This window comes from Streptococcus sp. 477 (assembly GCF_013277295.1).
Taxonomy (GTDB): domain Bacteria; phylum Bacillota; class Bacilli; order Lactobacillales; family Streptococcaceae; genus Streptococcus; species Streptococcus pseudopneumoniae.
Map to the genome: position 1 here is coordinate 1 of NZ_VMMQ01000028.1, position 16,226 is coordinate 16,226.

The following is a 16,226-nucleotide window of genomic DNA, read 5'->3' on the forward strand; positions in this document are numbered from 1 at the left end:
CTAATTTTCCATGATGGATCCAGTAGTAGATGGTAGAAATTCCCACGTTAACGCCCTTAGCCTTGACCATCATTTCAGGCGAAAATTTTTGGTTATGATAGTGGAGAATCTTTTCCTTTAGTTCCTTGGTCAATCTTGATTTCTTGACCGAGCGCTTGCGATTATTTTCATAAGACTGTTGAGCATAGTCGGCAGAATAAACCTCTTTAAAGCGTCCTTTTCCAAGACATTGTCGGACTGTCCCACGCTTGATTTCAGTATGGATAGTTTGAGGAGCTTTTCCAAGTAAAGAGGCGATTTCTCTATTTGATTTCCCTTCCTTTTTCCATCGTTCGATTAAACGACGGCTATCGATTGTCAAATGTTTGGCTTTTGTAGTATAATGGTTTTTCATCTCTGTGCCTTTCTTGTGTTTGTGGTTGAACAACAAGTATAACACAGAGGTGTTTTCTTATGCCTAGAAGAGCTTTCATTTGACAAGAGGAACCCTTGAAGCAGTTTTGTCAGCTAAACCAAAGCTAATCTTAGCCTTGGCTTGTCAGCCTAACAGCATCAAGCCTCTTATCAAATGAAATCGAGGGCTAGCTATAAGCTAGTTAAAACATCTAATTTTTAGGAGGGCTGGGTGGCTAACTTCATTATAGAACTTTCATTGGTTCTCTTTTTCGCAATGTTTTTATAAAAATGATAAAAACTATTGACAAAACAAAAATATAGTTTATAATAAAAACATAGATAATGAAAATATCAAAAACTATAAAAAGGTAATGCGTTTATGAAAAAGAAAACAGCAGTGATATTTGGGACATTTGCTCCGCTTCATCAAGGTCATATCGATCTAATCCAGCGAGCCAAGCGGCAGTGTGACCAGGTCTGGCTTGTCGTTTCAGGCTACGAGGGAGATATAGGGGAACAGGTAGGCTTAACGCTTCAAAAAAGGTTTCGCTATATCCGAGAGGCCTTTGGTGATGACGAGTTGACCTCGGTTTGTAAGTTAGATGAGACCAATCTTCCCCGTTATCCTATGGGTTGGCAGGAGTGGTTGAACCAAATGTTAGCGGAGATTTCCTATGATGAAACCCAGCAAGAACTAATCTTCTTTGTGGGAGAAGCAGATTACCAGCAAGAATTATCAAATCGTGGTTTTGAGACTGTCTTGCAAGAAAGAAAATTTGGTATCTCAGCGACTATGATTCGAGAAAATCCAAGCAAATATTGGAAATATATCGCTCAACCCTTCCGACGTCAGTTTACAAAGAAAGTGTTGATTATGGGAAGTGCCAGTAATGGGAAGACCACTCTGGCCAAGGATTTGGCTAGGTATTACGATGCACCCGTCAGTCTGGAATACACACGTGAGTACCAGATCAAAAACAATGTCCGCGATGATGAATTGACTCCAAAGGATTACTATTATCTCCTGTTGGGGCAGTATGACCAGACCTCTAAGTTAATTGACAGTAATGCCAATAGGGGACTGGTGATAGCAGACACCAACTCCTTAGTAACCAAGGGCTACTATGATTATTACATGGAGACTGAGGATAGAGGGGACTTATCGGGAGAGACTTTTGATAATCTCTTTGCCTCGATCTTGGCTAAGGAGAAATGGGACTTGATTCTCTTTGTGCAACCTGTCGGTTCCTATGTCAATGACGGATTTAGAGATATGACCATGGCAGAAGACCATATTCGTCATAGTTTTTCACAACATTTGGATCAGATGAGGGAGCGCTACTTAGCAAACATTCCACTAGTTTATCTAGCTGAGGATTATCTAGGAAATTATGAAGCAGCAAAAGTGGCTATTGATGCCATTTACCAAGCAGATTAGGAGAAACATATGAAAAAACTAACTGAAAAAATCACACAATTTATCGAAAACTTTAAAAATGTTCATGCAGAAGCTCGCAAAATCGGTTTTGCAGGAATCATGCACTTGCTCTGGAAAGATCTCTTTGTCGGTCGTAGCCTCTTCCAGTGGTTGTATCTCATCGCCTTGTCAAGTGTTCCCTTTATCTTGGAATTCACTCAAAATATAGATAGTCATGACTGGTTAAGCTTGTTTGCATCTTGGACTGGGATTGTCTGTGTTATCTTGGTAGCAGAAGGTCGTGCAAGCAATTATCTCTTTGGGGCTATTAACTCTGCTATCTATTTGATTTTGGCCATGGATGCGACTTTTTATGGCGAAGTCTTGACGACCGTTTACTTCTTTGTCATGCAGCCGATTGGCCTCTATGCTTGGCTGTCCAACCGTATTAATGACCAAGGAAAAGCAGAAGAATCTCATTTTGAAGCTAAGAAATTATCTATTTTTGATTGGCTCAAGTACTTGGTCTTGACTGCTATCATTTGGATTGGTATGGGCTTGGCTTATCAAAGCATCCATAGTGCTCGCCCTTTCCGTGATAGTGTTACCGATGCGACCAATGGTGTCGGTCAGCTCTTGATGACCCGTCTCTATCGTGAGCAATGGATTTTCTGGATTGCAACCAATCTCTTTAGTATTTATCTCTGGTGGGGTGAAAATATCCACATCCAAGGGATGTACTGGGTTTACACTCTCAATAGTCTAGTAGGTTGGTACCAATGGACCAAGGCAGTTCGTAAGGAGGCATAAAATGACGGACACGATGATTCCAGCAGGGATGGAAAAAGAATATTTTGAAATTCATGCTAGTCAGGAAGAATTTTTAGACTGGTACCACAAGCAGGAACTCCCTCAATACGAAAAACCAAGTGTAACGGTGGATATGGTAGCCTACTGCTTTGTCGAAGGAAAAATCAAGCTCTTATTAATTCGTCGCAAGGCTCATCCATATCAAAATTGTTTGGCTCTGGTTGGAGGATTTATGAACAAGGGCGAAGATGCTGCGCATGCCTGTCAGCGTGAGGTGAGAGAAGAAGTCAATCTCGATCTTCCTTTGGAAAAAATTGAGCAATTGATGACCGTATCGACTCCCGGCCGTGATCCACGGGGCTGGACAGTGACCATTGCCCACTTGGTTTATTTGCCTAGTCGTGCATTAGAACTGGTTCAAGCAGGAGACGATGCCAAGGATGTGTTTTTTGTAGATGTCGATTTTCAGACAGGCAAATGCTACCTAGAGGGAGTGGAGTTGGAGGAACAAGCCTTCGCTTTTGACCATTATGCCATTATTCAAGAGTCTATCAAACGAATCCAAGGCCGTCTCGACTGGAATCCGACCTTCCTTTATCTGCTGGAGGAGGAGTTCACTGTCTACGAAGGGACTGAACTGGTCAATCTCATCAACCCCGGTCGTCCAATCGTCAGCAATAACTTTCTCGTAAAATACGGAGAATATGTAGAAGAAGTTGGACTCAAACGAGTGCCTAAAAAGAAACCAAGAAAAACCTATCGATTGAAATAAAAAACGAGGTCGGGATAAAGTTCCTGACCTCTTTGTTTGCCTTTATTAGTTTGCTTTGCTGTTGCGACTGTTTTTAGGGATAGTTATCTTTCTTAGAATTGCTCAACATGTGAGTAAAAAGTCTTTGTATCGATACTTGAGATATTTTTCGTGTAGGAATAACAAAGCTATATAGAAAATCATAAAGACTGTGGTCAGATAGAAGATATCAAACGAAGTTTTGCCATAGTGAGTTGCGGATTTATAGGAACCAATTGCTCCCAAAATCAACCAAGGAAGATACTTGAAATACTTATTTAGTATAAGAGTGCACTTCCTATATTCTATTTCACTGTTATTATATTCCTTTGCAGCTAAATATGTAAGCGATTAAATAAGAGCGATTTAAAAAATTTTAAACAAAATAGGAATTTTTCTCTGTTTTTTCTATTAGATTACGAATAGAAGAGTAGGAGGAGTAAAGGTGTTTAAATTATGTGAGATTTTTAAAATAGTTTAAATAAATTATTGACATATTTAAATCTAAATGTTACAATTCCATTACAAAAAGATTTCTTTATATTTCTAAAATATTACAAAGGAGTAGAAAAATGAAAAAGAAAACCTATATCAAATTGATGGTAGCAACTGTATTGGCTTCTACCTTGCTACTGGGAGCTTGTGGAAATAAAAAGGAAACAACTCAAGCAAGCAGTTCTGCTAAGATAAGCCAGTCATCAAGCTCTAAAGCAGCCTCTTCTAGCAAAGAAAGCAAGACTCAGAAGTCCTCAACTTCAGCTTCATCTGAAAAGGCCAAGGCATCTACTGATCAATCTTCAGCAACTGCAAGGCCATCACAAGTGGCACCTGCACCAGAGCAAAGACAAGGTCAAGAAGTGTCTACTCAACAGGCAGCTAGTCAACAAACTCCTGCTCAGGCTCCTTCAACTCAACAGGCTCCTCAATCCCAGTCTAACCAATCAAGCTATGATCCTACAACTGACCGCAAACTTCAAGACAAACAAGCAGAGCAAAATAAACGCTACAAGGGTGTTTTAACCATGGTAGATGGTGATTTCTCAGCTGCAGCGGGCAATTGGAAGGGAGCAAATGGCGAAACCATCACAGTTTCATCAGGAGGTCAATTCACAGTAGAATCTGCTGATGGAAAGAAAGAAAACTACTCTATCAGAGGCTACTCTTATACTCTTGATGATGGCAAGTATAATGCCAAAATTGGTGGAGGAAAAATCATCCAAATTACAACAGGAGCGGATGGCAAGGTTTCCAGTGTTGCTTTGAGTCAATAATAACCCTTAGTATTTGAATTTTTACAGTCAAAAACCCGTAACCTTTAAGAGAGTTACGGGTTTTGGTCTATTAAGCCTTATCCAATTGCAAGAGGGCTTCAATCTCTGCTAGGGTGCTAGCTTGCGAAATGGTTCCACGGAGTTTGGCAGCGCCAGATGTTCCACGGAGATAGTGAGGAGCGAGGCCACGGAATTCACGAACTGCGACGTTTTCTCCTTTGAGGTTAATCAATCGTTTCAAATGTTCGTAGGCGATTTTCATCTTATCTTCAAAGGTCAAATCAGGTAGGATTTCTCCTGTTTCAAAGTAATGGTTGATTTGGTTGAAGAGGTAGGGATTTCCCATGGCAGCGCGGCCAATCATGACTGCATCAGCACCGACTTCTTCAATGCGTTGTTTGGCTTCTTGAACTGTACGGATGTCACCGTTGGCGATGAATGGAATCTTGGTCAGAGCTTGGGCAACCTTGTGCAGGGTCTCAAGGTCTGCGTGACCTGTATACATTTGCTCACGGGTACGGCCATGCATGGCGAGGGCAGAAACACCTGCTGCTTCAGCAGCGAGGGCATTTTCTACTGCAAGAGACGGGTCAGCCCAGCCGGTACGCATCTTGACAGTAAGTGGAATATCAAGGATAGATTGGACCTTGTTGATGATAGAGTAAATCTTATCTGGATCCTTGAGCCACATAGCGCCAGCTTCGTTCTTCACGATTTTGTTGACAGGGCAGCCCATGTTGATATCGACGATATTGGTTTTGGTGTTTTCTTGGATGAATTCTGCTGCGCGTGCGAGGCTGTCTTCATCACTACCAAATAGTTGGATAGAGACAGGGTTTTCGCCTTCGTCGATATGAAGCATGTGCAGGGTTTTTTCGTTGTTGTATTGGATTCCCTTGTCAGAGACCATTTCCATGACAACGAGTCCAGCTCCGAGCTCTTTTGCGATGGTACGAAAGGCTGAGTTGGTGACACCAGCCATAGGTGCTAAAACGGTACGATTGGGAATCTCAACATTGCCAATCATAAAAGGTGTATTAAGATTTGTCACGAATGAGTTCCTCCAGGTCCTTTTCATCAAAGTTGTAAGTAGTTTGGCAGAATTGACAAGTGATTTCTGCCCCGTGGTCTTCCTCTTTCATTTCCTGTAAGTCTGAGCTTGGAAGGCTGGCAAGAGCGTTCATAAAGCGTTCATGGCTACAGTCACATTGGAAACGGATTTCTTCTTCAGAAAGACGCTTGTAGGCTTCGTCTCCGTAGATAGCCTTGAGGAGGGCTTCGATATGGTCGTCGCTTTCGAGAAGAGTAGAGATAGCTGGCATTTCTTGGATGCGTTTTTCAAAGCGAGCAATCTCTTCTTCCTTGGCTCCCGGCAAGACTTGAACTAGGAAACCACCAGCAACCTTAACCTTGTCTTCTTCGTCCAAAAGGACATTGAGGCCGACTGCAGAAGGGGTTTGTTGGCTTTCTGTTAGGTAGAAAGCAAGGTCTTCCCCAATCTCTCCAGAGATGAGTGGGGTCAAGGAAGTATAAGGATTTCCAATGCCGTAGTCTGTGATAACGAGAAATTGACCATTTCCAACGAAAGGTCCGACTAGAACTTCACCAGTTGCGGTCTTTTTGATGTCAACGCCAGGATTTTGAACATAGCCTTTGACGTTCCCCTTGGTATCTGCGACCGTGATAATGGCCCCTAGAGAGCTAGAACCCAGCACCTTAACTGTTAGTTTAGTATTTCCTTTTTCATTGGCTGCGAGAATCTGGCTGGCGATAAGAGTTCGACCAAGCGCTACAGTTGAGCTAGCTTGGGTTTTGTGTTTTTCTTGAGCAGTACGGACGGTTTCTGTGCTATCAAGGACAAAAGCACGAAAGGCTCCGCTTTCTGATATAGTTTTAATAATTTTATCCATAGCTACTATTTTAGCATAAAAATGCCCAAAGAGGGAGCCGTGTGTTTACTGATTTTCAGGATAATGGACTAGGAAATCAGCGTGAAAATAAAAAGAGAAACAGATTATTTCAGCATTTGTAAGATTTATGCTATGCTTAAGGTAGAAAATGAAAGGGGTAACAAATGTATTTAGGAGATTTGATGGAGAAAGCCGAGTGTGGTCAATTTTCAATCCTTTCCTTTCTATTACAAGAGTCTCAGACGACCGTCAAGGCTGTAATGGAAGAAACAGGATTTTCAAAAGCAACTCTAACCAAATATGTCACCCTGCTCAATGACAAGGCTTTGGATAGTGGTTTAGAGTTGACTATTCACTTAGAAAATGAAAATCTGCGCCTGTCGATCGGTGCAGCTACCAAGGGGAGAGATATTCGGAGCTTGTTTTTGGAGAATGCTGTTAAATACCAGATTGTGGTCTATCTTCTCTACCACCAACAATTTTTAGCCCATCAGCTGGCTCAAGAATTGATGATTAGCGAGGCTACGCTTGGGCGTCACTTGGCTGGTTTAAATCAGATTTTGTCAGAATTTGATTTATCCATCCAAAATGGACGTTGGCGAGGTCCAGAGCATCAGATTCGCTATTTCTATTTCTGTCTTTTCCGCAAGGTCTGGTCTAGTCAGGAGTGGGAAGGTCACATGCAGAAACCAGCGAGAAAGCAGGAAATTGCTACACTAGAAGAAATCTGCGGTGCAAGTTTGTCTTCGGGTCAGAAATTGGACTTGGTTCTCTGGGCTCATATCAGTCAACAACGTCTTCGGGTCAATGCTTGTCAGTTTCAAGTCATAGAAGAAAAAATGCGAGGGTATTTTGACAATATTTTCTACCTTCGTTTGCATCGAAAGGCTCCGTCCTTTTTTGCTGGGCAACACCTCCCTCTCGGAACTGAGGATGGGGAGATGATGATATTCTTCTCTTTCCTCCTATCTCATCGCATTCTTCCTCTTCATACTATGGAGTATATCCTTGGTTTTGGAGGACAGTTGGCAGGTTTACTGACGCAATTGATTCAAGAAATGAAGAAAGAGGAGTTACTGGGGGATTATACAGAGGACCATGTCACCTATGAACTCAGTCAGCTTTGTGCTCAAGTCTACCTCTATAAGGGCTATATTTTACAGGATCGCTACAAGTACCAGTTAGAGAATCGTCATCCCTATTTACTGATGGAACATGATTTTAAAGAGACAGCAGAGGAGATTTTTCATGCTCTACCTGCCTTTCATCAGGGGACAGATTTAGATAAGAAGATTCTCTGGGAATGGCTGCAGTTAATCGAATATATGGCTGAAAACGGTGGCCAGCATATGCGGATTGGTCTGGATTTGACATCTGGTTTTCTTGTCTTTTCAAGGATGGCAGCCATTTTGAAACGGTATTTGGAATACAATCGTTTTATTACCATTGAAGCCTATGATTGTACTCGGCATTATGATTTGCTGGTTACCAATAACCCGATTCATAAGAAGGAACAGACGCCAGTCTATTATTTAAAAAACGACTTGGATATGGAAGATTTGGTAGCGATTCGCCAGTTATTGTTTAGTTAAAGAAGATGGCAAAAAAACTCAATTTTAGGAGAAAAAGAAGTAAAATTTTCTGCAATAAAACGCATATTATCGAGTCTTTTCAACACTTGACAATATGCGTTTGTTTGACTTTAAATTCTTTTTGCTCAGCCTTTTATTTTATATTCTTAGACAAAATTGCTAGAATTACCTCGTTATCATTTGTGTTATCTACTTTAATAAGACCTGTATCAATTCTACTAAATAATGAATTAATAATGATTAGTCTTTCCTCTTTATCAATATTTGTACCAGCATAAGTCAAAGATTGATAAAATCTAGTTAAAGCTGCTTTCTGTTTGTATTCGGTGGCTAAATGATGATTTGACATTACGATTTTTACCAGTATTCTAATTATATAGATAAAGAAAGAAATAACAGAAATAAATACGAATGATTCTGAAAGAAAAGGAATTTCTTTGATGATATCTAAAGAATAATTATGTATAACTGTAATTAATTTTGTCGAAGTAAAAATTAAAGCTAGTACAGTTACAATAAGGATGATAGTCCAATTTCTAGCCTGCTTTATATATTCTGTAGCACGTTTATTCCAGAGTTGTTCGGGTGCCTCCAATGATAGTTTATTCTTATAAGTCTCCTCTAAATGTTCAAGTTTATCTTTCTTTTCCTTTTGCCAACGATTTATTGAGCTTTGAAACTCTTTTAATTCTATGGCCTTATCATCAAATTGTTGTTGAATATCATTGTATCTGTTTTCGATAAAAGAGGTAATTTCTTTATATTGTTCATTAGAATTATCAGAAATTTCTTGTAACTTACTGGTTAATGGATATATAATATTTTTTTCAAAGTCGAATATATTTTCCCTAATATTAGAGAACTGTTTTCTAAGTAAATACAGAGCCGGATAGAATTGGTATGGATAAGAGCTTGAAAAATAATTGCCTATAGAACTTATATTCTTAGAGAGATAGATGTAACTTCTTATCGCTTCTGTAAGATTGTCTGTTGTTTGCTCTATATAGAATGAAACAAAACTCTTTATTTTTCGAATTTCTAAATCTTTATCAATAGGTGAATCAATTGATAGTATGTAAACAAGCTTCCCTTGCTCAGTAGTTTCACGACTACTTGACAAGTTATAATAAAGATAGTTATTTATAGTATCCGTATTTAAGTCGTCAATCTCAGAAAGAAATTTCCTTATGCCATTTATCTTATTATTCATGATTTGCCAATTTGAATAATAATTAGATGGTGCTTTTTCTGAAACAATCTTCCAATAGTCAAAATTAGTTTTTATTACTTTTTCAATTTGATCAAAAGTAAACATCGCTTCACGTTCGTTGAAGTTTATAGTATTGTTACTGTTAATTGTAAATCGAAATAAAATTTTATCATCCAAAAAATTAGATATTTGTTTGCTCGTAAAACTCATCATACTACCAGCCTATTTAGTCGTTTGAAACTTCTTATTTTTAATTAATATCCTAAAATAAGTGCTCTTACCATTTATTGATAAATCTTTTCCGTCATCTCCTTTTCGGAATCCAACAATTTCAAATTGATTTGGATTAAACTTATGAAGAAAAGTTATTGGAACTCCCATAACTCCTCGATAATCATAAGGAATATCTACTGTTTTATTGATATTGATACCGTTGTAATTATCGTAGGTTAAATATTGGTCTTCATTATTTTTATACTTTTTGGTAAGAATAATGTCCTCGTGCCTTTTGAAATTATCTAAATTTGTTAGCCATAAACAGTTATTAGGGGAAACAATTCTTTCACCACGTTCATTTATAGTGGTTTCTGTCCCATAGAGTTCATAGTGGTCTGGAACGATAAATCCAGAAATACCACGTCCCATATTTATCCCCATCCAAACTTTATTGTTTTCTATGAGTTTAAAAGTTTCTTTGTAAGTAATAGCATTAATATTGCCAATGATTAAAAATTGTTTATCATATTGAACAACTTGTGCAAGGAAGTCTCTGAAAAGTGAAAATGGTGGATTTGTTACCACTATATCTGCTTCTTTTAATAGTTTCATACTTTCCTCACTGCGGAAATCACCGTCACCTTTAAAAAATGTCACGTCATTTAGACTGGGAATAATGACCTCTTCTTTTTTCCCAGTGTATTCATAGTAAAAGCCATTTGAAATTTCTGAATTTAAGCTAAATAAATCAAATTGTTGTTCGATATAACAGGATGCAATCAGCTTTTTCAAACCAAGTTCATTAAAATTTTGAGCAAAATATCTATAAAAATTGCTAGTTCTGGGGTCATCACAATTGCAAAATATAATTTTGTTTTTGAAATGTACCTTGTAATGATGTAACTCCCTATCTATATCTTGTAGTTGAGTATAGAACTCATCATTTTTATTTTTTTTTGCCTTTCTTAAAAAATCATTTTCGTTTTTTCTCATTATCTTATTCCATACTCCTTGTTAATTGGTTAAAAATATCGCTTCCCAAAACTTTAAGAGACGTCTTAGCAACATCTAACATTATATTAAACATTTCCTGAGGATTCCAGTGACTTCCATCACCAGTTGTATAGATAGAGGTTGCTTGAAGCATTATTGATTTGTCTTTATTTTTTATAAATTTATTTTTGCACAAATTAGTATTGATTGGCATGCCGTAATTGGCAGCAGTTAGTCTGTCTAAGCGGTTTAGTATTCCTGAGTCATGTTCAAGTATAACAGACCGTCCGTCTGGCCGTATTACAGAGATAGTTTGCGTTAAAAAATTAGAACCTTCTAGAAAAATAATATAAGGGAAGTGTTCCTCGGATAGCATAAAATTTGCTATTTCAGCAATATTTTTATGTGAGCGTTCAATAGCATTTCCGGCAGCCATTAAATCTTGGTCGTTGTTTTTTCCTACTAGTTTACCTGATTTAATATTTTCAATATCTTTTCCTTGATGTTTAGCTTCTGTTACTAGAACTACACGCCAACTGCCTGAATCATCTTTTACCTCAATGATACCGCCGTCAGGAATAATACTTGCATTCTGTGTAAATAAAGTTTTTCCTAAATCTTTATCCAGCTTACTAAGATAATGATTAATCTCCTTTTTACTAACTGATTTTCTAAATCTAAACTCTAACATCGGATATAATTCCTCTAGTTTCGATTTTACTAGATGAGAGATAGTGCCTACGGCAATATCATGAGATTTTGCATCTTCTCCGAATATACCTACTACTCCTCTTGAATCTTTATGTTGGTTAGTTAGACGATTAGATTGATTCTTTTTAGCCATAAAATTCTCCCCTTTTTTATATTTTGAGGTGTTTTTAGTTATTAACAATATTATATCACACTATGAATGGGTATTAAATAATTGCATTATGTAAACTTTTCATATCGTAAATCTTAGCAAAAATACTCTTATTAGCTACTTCTTCATTAAAATAGGTTATTAAATCTAACTTTTGAGGCCTTTTTTGTGAAATTCACACAATCTCCTCACGTTTTTTTAAAAATTAAAAAAAGTTGATAAACAAGAAAGCGCTTTATTTTGTATACTAGTAAGTGTAAAGAGGAAACACCTCAAGATCTTTATCAGGAGGACAGCACATGTCACAAGAAAAATACATCATGGCCATTGACCAGGGAACTACAAGTTCTCGTGCCATCATTTTCAACAAAAAAGGGGAAAAGGTTAGCTCGAGTCAAAAGGAATTTACGCAGATTTTCCCTCAGGCAGGTTGGGTTGAGCACAATGCCAATGAAATTTGGAACTCAGTCCAGTCAGTTATTGCGGGTGCTTTCATCGAAAGCGGTGTCAAGCCAAATCAAATCGAAGCAATCGGGATTACCAACCAACGTGAAACAACGGTCGTTTGGGATAAGAAAACAGGACTTCCTATCTACAATGCTATCGTTTGGCAATCACGTCAGACAGCTCCTCTGGCTGAACAGCTGAAAAGCCAAGGTTATGTGGAAAAATTCCATGAAAAGACTGGTTTGATTATTGATGCTTACTTCTCTGCTACCAAGGTTCGTTGGATTTTGGATCATGTAGAGGGCGCTCAAGAGCGAGCAGAAAAAGGGGAATTGCTCTTTGGTACTATCGATACTTGGTTGGTTTGGAAATTGACTGACGGTGCGGCTCACGTGACGGATTACTCAAATGCAGCTCGTACCATGCTTTATAACATTAAAGAACTCAAATGGGATGATGAGATTTTGGAAATTCTCAACATTCCGAAGGCTATGCTGCCAGAAGTTCGTTCTAACTCTGAAATCTACGGTAAGACAGCGCCATTCCATTTCTATGGTGGAGAGGTGCCAATCTCTGGTATGGCTGGGGACCAACAAGCAGCCCTCTTTGGACAGTTGGCCTTTGAACCTGGTATGGTCAAGAATACTTATGGAACAGGATCTTTCATCATCATGAATACTGGTGAAGAAATGCAGTTGTCTGAAAACAACCTCTTGACAACCATTGGTTACGGAATCAACGGTAAGGTTTATTATGCCTTGGAAGGTTCTATCTTCATCGCAGGAAGTGCTATTCAGTGGCTTCGTGATGGTCTTCGCATGGTTGAAAATTCACCAGAATCTGAAAAATATGCTCGTGATTCTCACAATGATGATGAAGTTTATGTCGTTCCAGCCTTTACAGGACTAGGAGCACCATACTGGAACCAAAATGCTCGCGGTTCTGTCTTTGGTTTGACTCGTGGAACAAGCAAAGAAGACTTTATCAAGGCAACTCTTCAATCAATTGCTTATCAAGTACGTGATATTATTGACACAATGCAGGTGGATGCTCAAACAGCTATTCAAGTATTGAAAGTGGATGGAGGTGCAGCCATGAATAACTTCCTCATGCAGTTCCAAGCTGATATTTTAGGCATTGACATTGCACGCGCTAAAAACTTGGAAACAACAGCTCTAGGAGCAGCCTTCCTAGCAGGTTTGTCAGTAGGTTACTGGAAAAACTTGGATGAGTTGAAACTTTTGAACGAGACAGGAGAACTCTTTGAACCATCGATGAACGAATCGCGCAAGGAACAACTCTACAAGGGCTGGAAGAAGGCTGTGAAAGCAACGCAAGTCTTTGCGGAAGTAGACGACTAATACTGGCAGAATAAAGCGATTTATTTAGAAGGTGTGTAAATATGGAATTTTCAAAGAAAACACGTGAATGGTCAATTAAAAAAATGCAGGAACGCACCCTGGATCTCTTGATTATCGGTGGAGGAATCACAGGGGCTGGTGTAGCCTTGCAGGCGGCAGCTAGCGGTCTTGAGACCGGTTTGATTGAAATGCAGGACTTCGCAGAAGGAACATCCAGCCGTTCAACAAAATTGGTTCACGGCGGTCTTCGCTACCTCAAACAATTCGACGTAGAAGTAGTATCAGATACGGTTTCAGAACGTGCAGTAGTACAACAAATTGCTCCACACATTCCAAAACCAGACCCAATGCTCTTACCAGTTTACGATGAAGATGGAGCGACCTTTAGCCTCTTCCGTCTTAAAGTAGCCATGGACTTGTACGACCTCTTGGCAGGTGTCAACAATACACCAGCTGCTAACAAGGTTTTGAGTAAGAATCAAGTCTTGGAACGCCAGCCAAACTTGAAGAAAGAAGGCTTGGTAGGAGGTGGAGTGTATCTTGACTTCCGTAACAACGATGCGCGTCTCGTGATTGAAAACATCAAACGTGCCAACCAAGACGGTGCCCTCATTGCCAACCACGTGAAGGCAGAAGGCTTCCTCTTTGACGAAAGTGGCAAGATTACAGGTGTTGTAGCTCGTGATCTCTTGACAGACCAAGTATTTGAAATCAAGGCCCGTCTGGTTATTAATACAACAGGTCCTTGGAGTGATAAAGTACGTAATTTGTCTAATAAGGGAACGCAATTCTCACAAATGCGCCCAACTAAGGGAGTTCACTTGGTAGTGGATTCAGGCAAAATCAAGGTTTCACAGCCAGTTTACTTTGACACAGGTTTGGGTGACGGTCGTATGGTCTTTGTTCTCCCACGTGAAAACAAGACCTACTTTGGTACAACTGATACAGACTATACAGGTGATTTGGAGCATCCAAAAGTAACTCAAGAAGATGTAGATTACCTACTTGGTATTGTCAACAACCGCTTCCCAGAAGCGAATATTACAGTTGCTGACATTGAAAGTAGCTGGGCAGGTCTTCGTCCATTGATTGCAGGGAACAGTGCCTCTGACTATAATGGTGGAAATAACGGTACCATCAGTGATGAAAGCTTTGACAACTTGATTGCGACTGTTGAATCTTATCTCTCCAAAGAAAAAACACGTGAAGATGTTGAGTCTGCTGTCAGCAAGCTTGAAAGTAGCACATCTGAGAAACATTTGGATCCATCTGCAGTTTCTCGTGGGTCTAGCTTGGATCGTGATGACAATGGCCTTTTGACCCTTGCTGGTGGTAAAATCACAGACTACCGTAAGATGGCTGAAGGAGCTATGGAGCGCGTGGTTGACATCCTCAAAGCAGAATTTGACCGTAGCTTTAAACTCATCAACTCTAAGACTTACCCTGTTTCAGGTGGAGAATTGAACCCAGCAAATGTAGACTCAGAAATCGAAGCCTTTGCCCAACTTGGAGTGTCACGTGGTTTGGATAGCAAGGAAGCTCATTACCTAGCAAATCTTTACGGTTCAAATGCACCGAAAGTCTTTGCACTTGCTCATAGTTTGGAACAAGCGCCAGGTCTTAGCCTGGCAGACACCTTGTCCCTTCACTATGCAATGCGCAATGAGTTGGTTCTGAGTCCAGTTGACTTCCTTCTTCGTCGTACTAACCATATGCTCTTTATGCGTGATAGCTTGGATAGTATCGTTGAGCCAGTTTTGGATGAAATGGGACGATTCTATGACTGGACAGAAGAAGAAAAAGCAGCTTACCGTGTTGATGTCGAAGTAGCTCTTGCTAACAACGATTTAGCAGAATTAAAAAATTAAGAAAAAATAAAAGAGGCGGAGGGCAGGGCTCCTAGTCTACCCCTCCTTCTTTTTAATGGAGACAGAAAGATGATGAATGAATTATTTGGAGAATTTTTAGGGACTTTAATCCTGATTCTTCTAGGAAATGGTGTTGTTGCAGGTGTGGTTCTTCCTAAAACCAAGAGCAACAGCTCAGGTTGGATTGTGATTACTATGGGTTGGGGGATTGCAGTTGCGGTTGCAGTCTTTGTATCTGGCAAGCTCAGTCCAGCTCATTTAAACCCAGCTGTGACCATTGGTGTGGCCTTGAAAGGTGGTTTGCCTTGGGCATCAGTATTCCCTTATATCCTAGCTCAGTTCGCAGGGGCCATGCTGGGTCAGATTTTGGTTTGGTTGCAATTCAAGCCGCATTATGAGGCAGAAGAAAATGCAGGCAATATCCTGGCAACCTTCAGTACTGGACCAGCCATCAAGGATACTGTATCAAACTTGATTAGTGAAATCCTAGGAACTTTTGTATTGGTATTGACAATCTTTGCTTTGGGACTTTATGACCTTCAAGCAGGAATCGGAACCTTTGCAGTGGGAACGTTGATTGTCGGTATCGGTCTATCACTAGGTGGTACAACAGGTTATGCCTTGAACCCTGCACGTGACCTTGGACCTCGTATCATGCACAGTATCCTTCCAATTTCAAACAAGGGAGACGGAGATTGGTCTTACGCTTGGATTCCTGTTGTGGGACCTGTTATCGGTGCAGCCTTGGCAGTGCTTGTATTCTCACTTTTCTAGTTTATACTCTTCGAAAATCTCTTCAAACCACGTCAGCGTCGCCTTACCGTACTCAAGTACAGCTTGCGGCTAGCTTCCTAGTTTGCTCTTTGATTTTCATTGAGTATTAGAAAACAATTATTTTGATAGAGCCTGAGATGGAAATCTCAGGCTTTTTTCTTTTAATACTCAATCATTTTCAAAAAGCAACCTTATTCATTGTCTGCTGACAGTGGACTTTAAAACGCTTTTTTCCAGTCCTTGAATAACTTCTTGAAGCTTATCAATGACGGCTTCCAATGTTTGGAAAGCCTTGTTTTTAAAACCTCG

General features: G+C 39.6%; 14 protein-coding genes and 2 pseudogenes. 8 read left to right on the plus strand and 8 right to left on the minus strand.

What is annotated here, in order from left to right; genetic code table 11:
* On the minus strand, nucleotides 1-394 hold a 394-nt coding region (locus tag HT691_RS04490), incomplete at its 3' end, for a helix-turn-helix domain-containing protein (RefSeq protein WP_172925270.1).
* A 381-nt stretch (nucleotides 395-775) separates the two neighbouring features.
* Here HT691_RS04490 and HT691_RS04495 point away from each other — a divergent pair.
* The 3 genes from HT691_RS04495 to HT691_RS04505 are packed head-to-tail and all read left to right on the plus strand — an operon-like array spanning nucleotide 776 to nucleotide 3,395.
* Nucleotides 776-1,834 carry an AAA family ATPase gene (locus HT691_RS04495; protein ID WP_138702870.1) on the plus strand — a complete coding sequence of 353 codons (1,059 nt, stop codon included), beginning with the start codon at nucleotides 776-778 and terminating at the stop codon, nucleotides 1,832-1,834.
* A gap of 9 nt (nucleotides 1,835-1,843) precedes the next feature.
* Nucleotides 1,844-2,623, plus strand: a complete 780-nt coding sequence (pnuC, locus tag HT691_RS04500; protein WP_023934043.1) for a nicotinamide riboside transporter PnuC — start codon at nucleotides 1,844-1,846, stop codon at nucleotides 2,621-2,623.
* A 1-nt stretch (nucleotide 2,624) separates the two neighbouring features.
* Nucleotides 2,625-3,395 (plus strand): NUDIX hydrolase, encoded by a 771-nt coding sequence (locus tag HT691_RS04505; protein ID WP_138701995.1) that lies wholly within the window; start codon nucleotides 2,625-2,627, stop codon nucleotides 3,393-3,395.
* A 73-nt stretch (nucleotides 3,396-3,468) separates the two neighbouring features.
* Here the strand turns inward: HT691_RS04505 and HT691_RS11270 are convergent.
* Nucleotides 3,469-3,698 (minus strand): annotated as a pseudogene (locus tag HT691_RS11270) (hypothetical protein).
* A gap of 287 nt (nucleotides 3,699-3,985) precedes the next feature.
* Between HT691_RS11270 and HT691_RS04510 the strand changes: the two are divergent.
* Nucleotides 3,986-4,684, plus strand: coding sequence for a hypothetical protein (locus tag HT691_RS04510; RefSeq protein ID WP_023934042.1), 699 nt, complete (start codon nucleotides 3,986-3,988; stop codon nucleotides 4,682-4,684).
* 70 nt (nucleotides 4,685-4,754) lie between these two features.
* Here HT691_RS04510 and dusB read toward each other — a convergent pair whose 3' ends face one another.
* Nucleotides 4,755-5,735 carry a tRNA dihydrouridine synthase DusB gene (gene dusB / locus HT691_RS04515; RefSeq protein WP_023934041.1) on the minus strand — a complete coding sequence of 327 codons (981 nt, stop codon included), beginning with the start codon at nucleotides 5,733-5,735 and terminating at the stop codon, nucleotides 4,755-4,757.
* Entirely contained in the window at nucleotides 5,722-6,594 is an 873-nt protein-coding gene (gene hslO / locus HT691_RS04520) for an Hsp33 family molecular chaperone HslO (RefSeq protein WP_023934040.1), read from the minus strand. Before hslO ends, dusB begins: the two co-directional genes overlap by 14 nt.
* Before the next feature lie 164 nt (nucleotides 6,595-6,758).
* Here hslO and HT691_RS04525 point away from each other — a divergent pair, with 164 nt between their 5' ends.
* Nucleotides 6,759-8,186 (plus strand): helix-turn-helix domain-containing protein, encoded by a 1,428-nt coding sequence (locus tag HT691_RS04525; RefSeq protein WP_138706092.1) that lies wholly within the window; start codon nucleotides 6,759-6,761, stop codon nucleotides 8,184-8,186.
* 133 nt (nucleotides 8,187-8,319) lie between these two features.
* Here the strand turns inward: HT691_RS04525 and HT691_RS04530 are convergent, their stop codons facing one another.
* The 3 genes from HT691_RS04530 to HT691_RS04540 are packed head-to-tail and all read right to left on the minus strand — an operon-like array spanning nucleotide 8,320 to nucleotide 11,449.
* Nucleotides 8,320-9,609: a DUF6161 domain-containing protein gene (locus tag HT691_RS04530; RefSeq protein ID WP_023934039.1), complete on the minus strand. Its 1,290-nt coding sequence runs from the start codon at nucleotides 9,607-9,609 to the stop codon at nucleotides 8,320-8,322.
* A 9-nt stretch (nucleotides 9,610-9,618) separates the two neighbouring features.
* Complete coding sequence (locus tag HT691_RS04535; RefSeq protein ID WP_023936772.1) at nucleotides 9,619-10,605, minus strand: adenine-specific methyltransferase EcoRI family protein; 987 nt, start codon at nucleotides 10,603-10,605, stop codon at nucleotides 9,619-9,621.
* A 4-nt stretch (nucleotides 10,606-10,609) separates the two neighbouring features.
* Entirely contained in the window at nucleotides 10,610-11,449 is an 840-nt protein-coding gene (locus tag HT691_RS04540; RefSeq protein ID WP_023934038.1) for an EcoRI family type II restriction endonuclease, read from the minus strand.
* A 317-nt stretch (nucleotides 11,450-11,766) separates the two neighbouring features.
* Between HT691_RS04540 and glpK the strand changes: the two genes are divergently transcribed.
* From glpK to HT691_RS04555, 3 genes are all read left to right on the plus strand, one after another.
* A complete protein-coding gene (glpK, locus tag HT691_RS04545) occupies nucleotides 11,767-13,275 on the plus strand; it encodes a glycerol kinase GlpK (protein WP_050282988.1) in 1,509 nt (502 codons plus the stop codon).
* A gap of 41 nt (nucleotides 13,276-13,316) precedes the next feature.
* The gene (glpO, locus tag HT691_RS04550) at nucleotides 13,317-15,143 is read left to right on the plus strand and encodes a type 1 glycerol-3-phosphate oxidase (protein ID WP_138706093.1); all 1,827 of its coding nucleotides are present in this window, start codon (nucleotides 13,317-13,319) and stop codon (nucleotides 15,141-15,143) included.
* A 69-nt stretch (nucleotides 15,144-15,212) separates the two neighbouring features.
* Complete coding sequence (locus HT691_RS04555) at nucleotides 15,213-15,917, plus strand: MIP/aquaporin family protein (RefSeq protein ID WP_000980824.1); 705 nt, start codon at nucleotides 15,213-15,215, stop codon at nucleotides 15,915-15,917.
* Between the two features lie 195 nt (nucleotides 15,918-16,112).
* Here HT691_RS04555 and HT691_RS04560 read toward each other — a convergent pair.
* Nucleotides 16,113-16,226, minus strand: a pseudogene (locus tag HT691_RS04560) (IS630 family transposase); the annotation flags it as partial.

What these genes read in the sequence shown, in the direction of transcription:
- HT691_RS04495 (WP_138702870.1), top strand. Translation starts at nt 776, where the DNA reads ATGAAAAAGAAAACAGCAGTGATATTTGGGACATTTGCTCCGCTTCAT.
- pnuC (WP_023934043.1), top strand. Translation starts at nt 1,844, where the DNA reads ATGAAAAAACTAACTGAAAAAATCACACAATTTATCGAAAACTTTAAA.
- HT691_RS04505 (WP_138701995.1), top strand. Translation starts at nt 2,625, where the DNA reads ATGACGGACACGATGATTCCAGCAGGGATGGAAAAAGAATATTTTGAA.
- HT691_RS04510 (WP_023934042.1), top strand. Translation starts at nt 3,986, where the DNA reads ATGAAAAAGAAAACCTATATCAAATTGATGGTAGCAACTGTATTGGCT.
- hslO (WP_023934040.1), bottom strand. Translation starts at nt 6,594, where the DNA reads ATGGATAAAATTATTAAAACTATATCAGAAAGCGGAGCCTTTCGTGCT.
- HT691_RS04525 (WP_138706092.1), top strand. Translation starts at nt 6,759, where the DNA reads ATGTATTTAGGAGATTTGATGGAGAAAGCCGAGTGTGGTCAATTTTCA.
- HT691_RS04530 (WP_023934039.1), bottom strand. Translation starts at nt 9,609, where the DNA reads ATGATGAGTTTTACGAGCAAACAAATATCTAATTTTTTGGATGATAAA.
- HT691_RS04535 (WP_023936772.1), bottom strand. Translation starts at nt 10,605, where the DNA reads ATGAGAAAAAACGAAAATGATTTTTTAAGAAAGGCAAAAAAAAATAAA.
- HT691_RS04540 (WP_023934038.1), bottom strand. Translation starts at nt 11,449, where the DNA reads ATGGCTAAAAAGAATCAATCTAATCGTCTAACTAACCAACATAAAGAT.
- glpK (WP_050282988.1), top strand. Translation starts at nt 11,767, where the DNA reads ATGTCACAAGAAAAATACATCATGGCCATTGACCAGGGAACTACAAGT.
- glpO (WP_138706093.1), top strand. Translation starts at nt 13,317, where the DNA reads ATGGAATTTTCAAAGAAAACACGTGAATGGTCAATTAAAAAAATGCAG.
- HT691_RS04555 (WP_000980824.1), top strand. Translation starts at nt 15,213, where the DNA reads ATGATGAATGAATTATTTGGAGAATTTTTAGGGACTTTAATCCTGATT.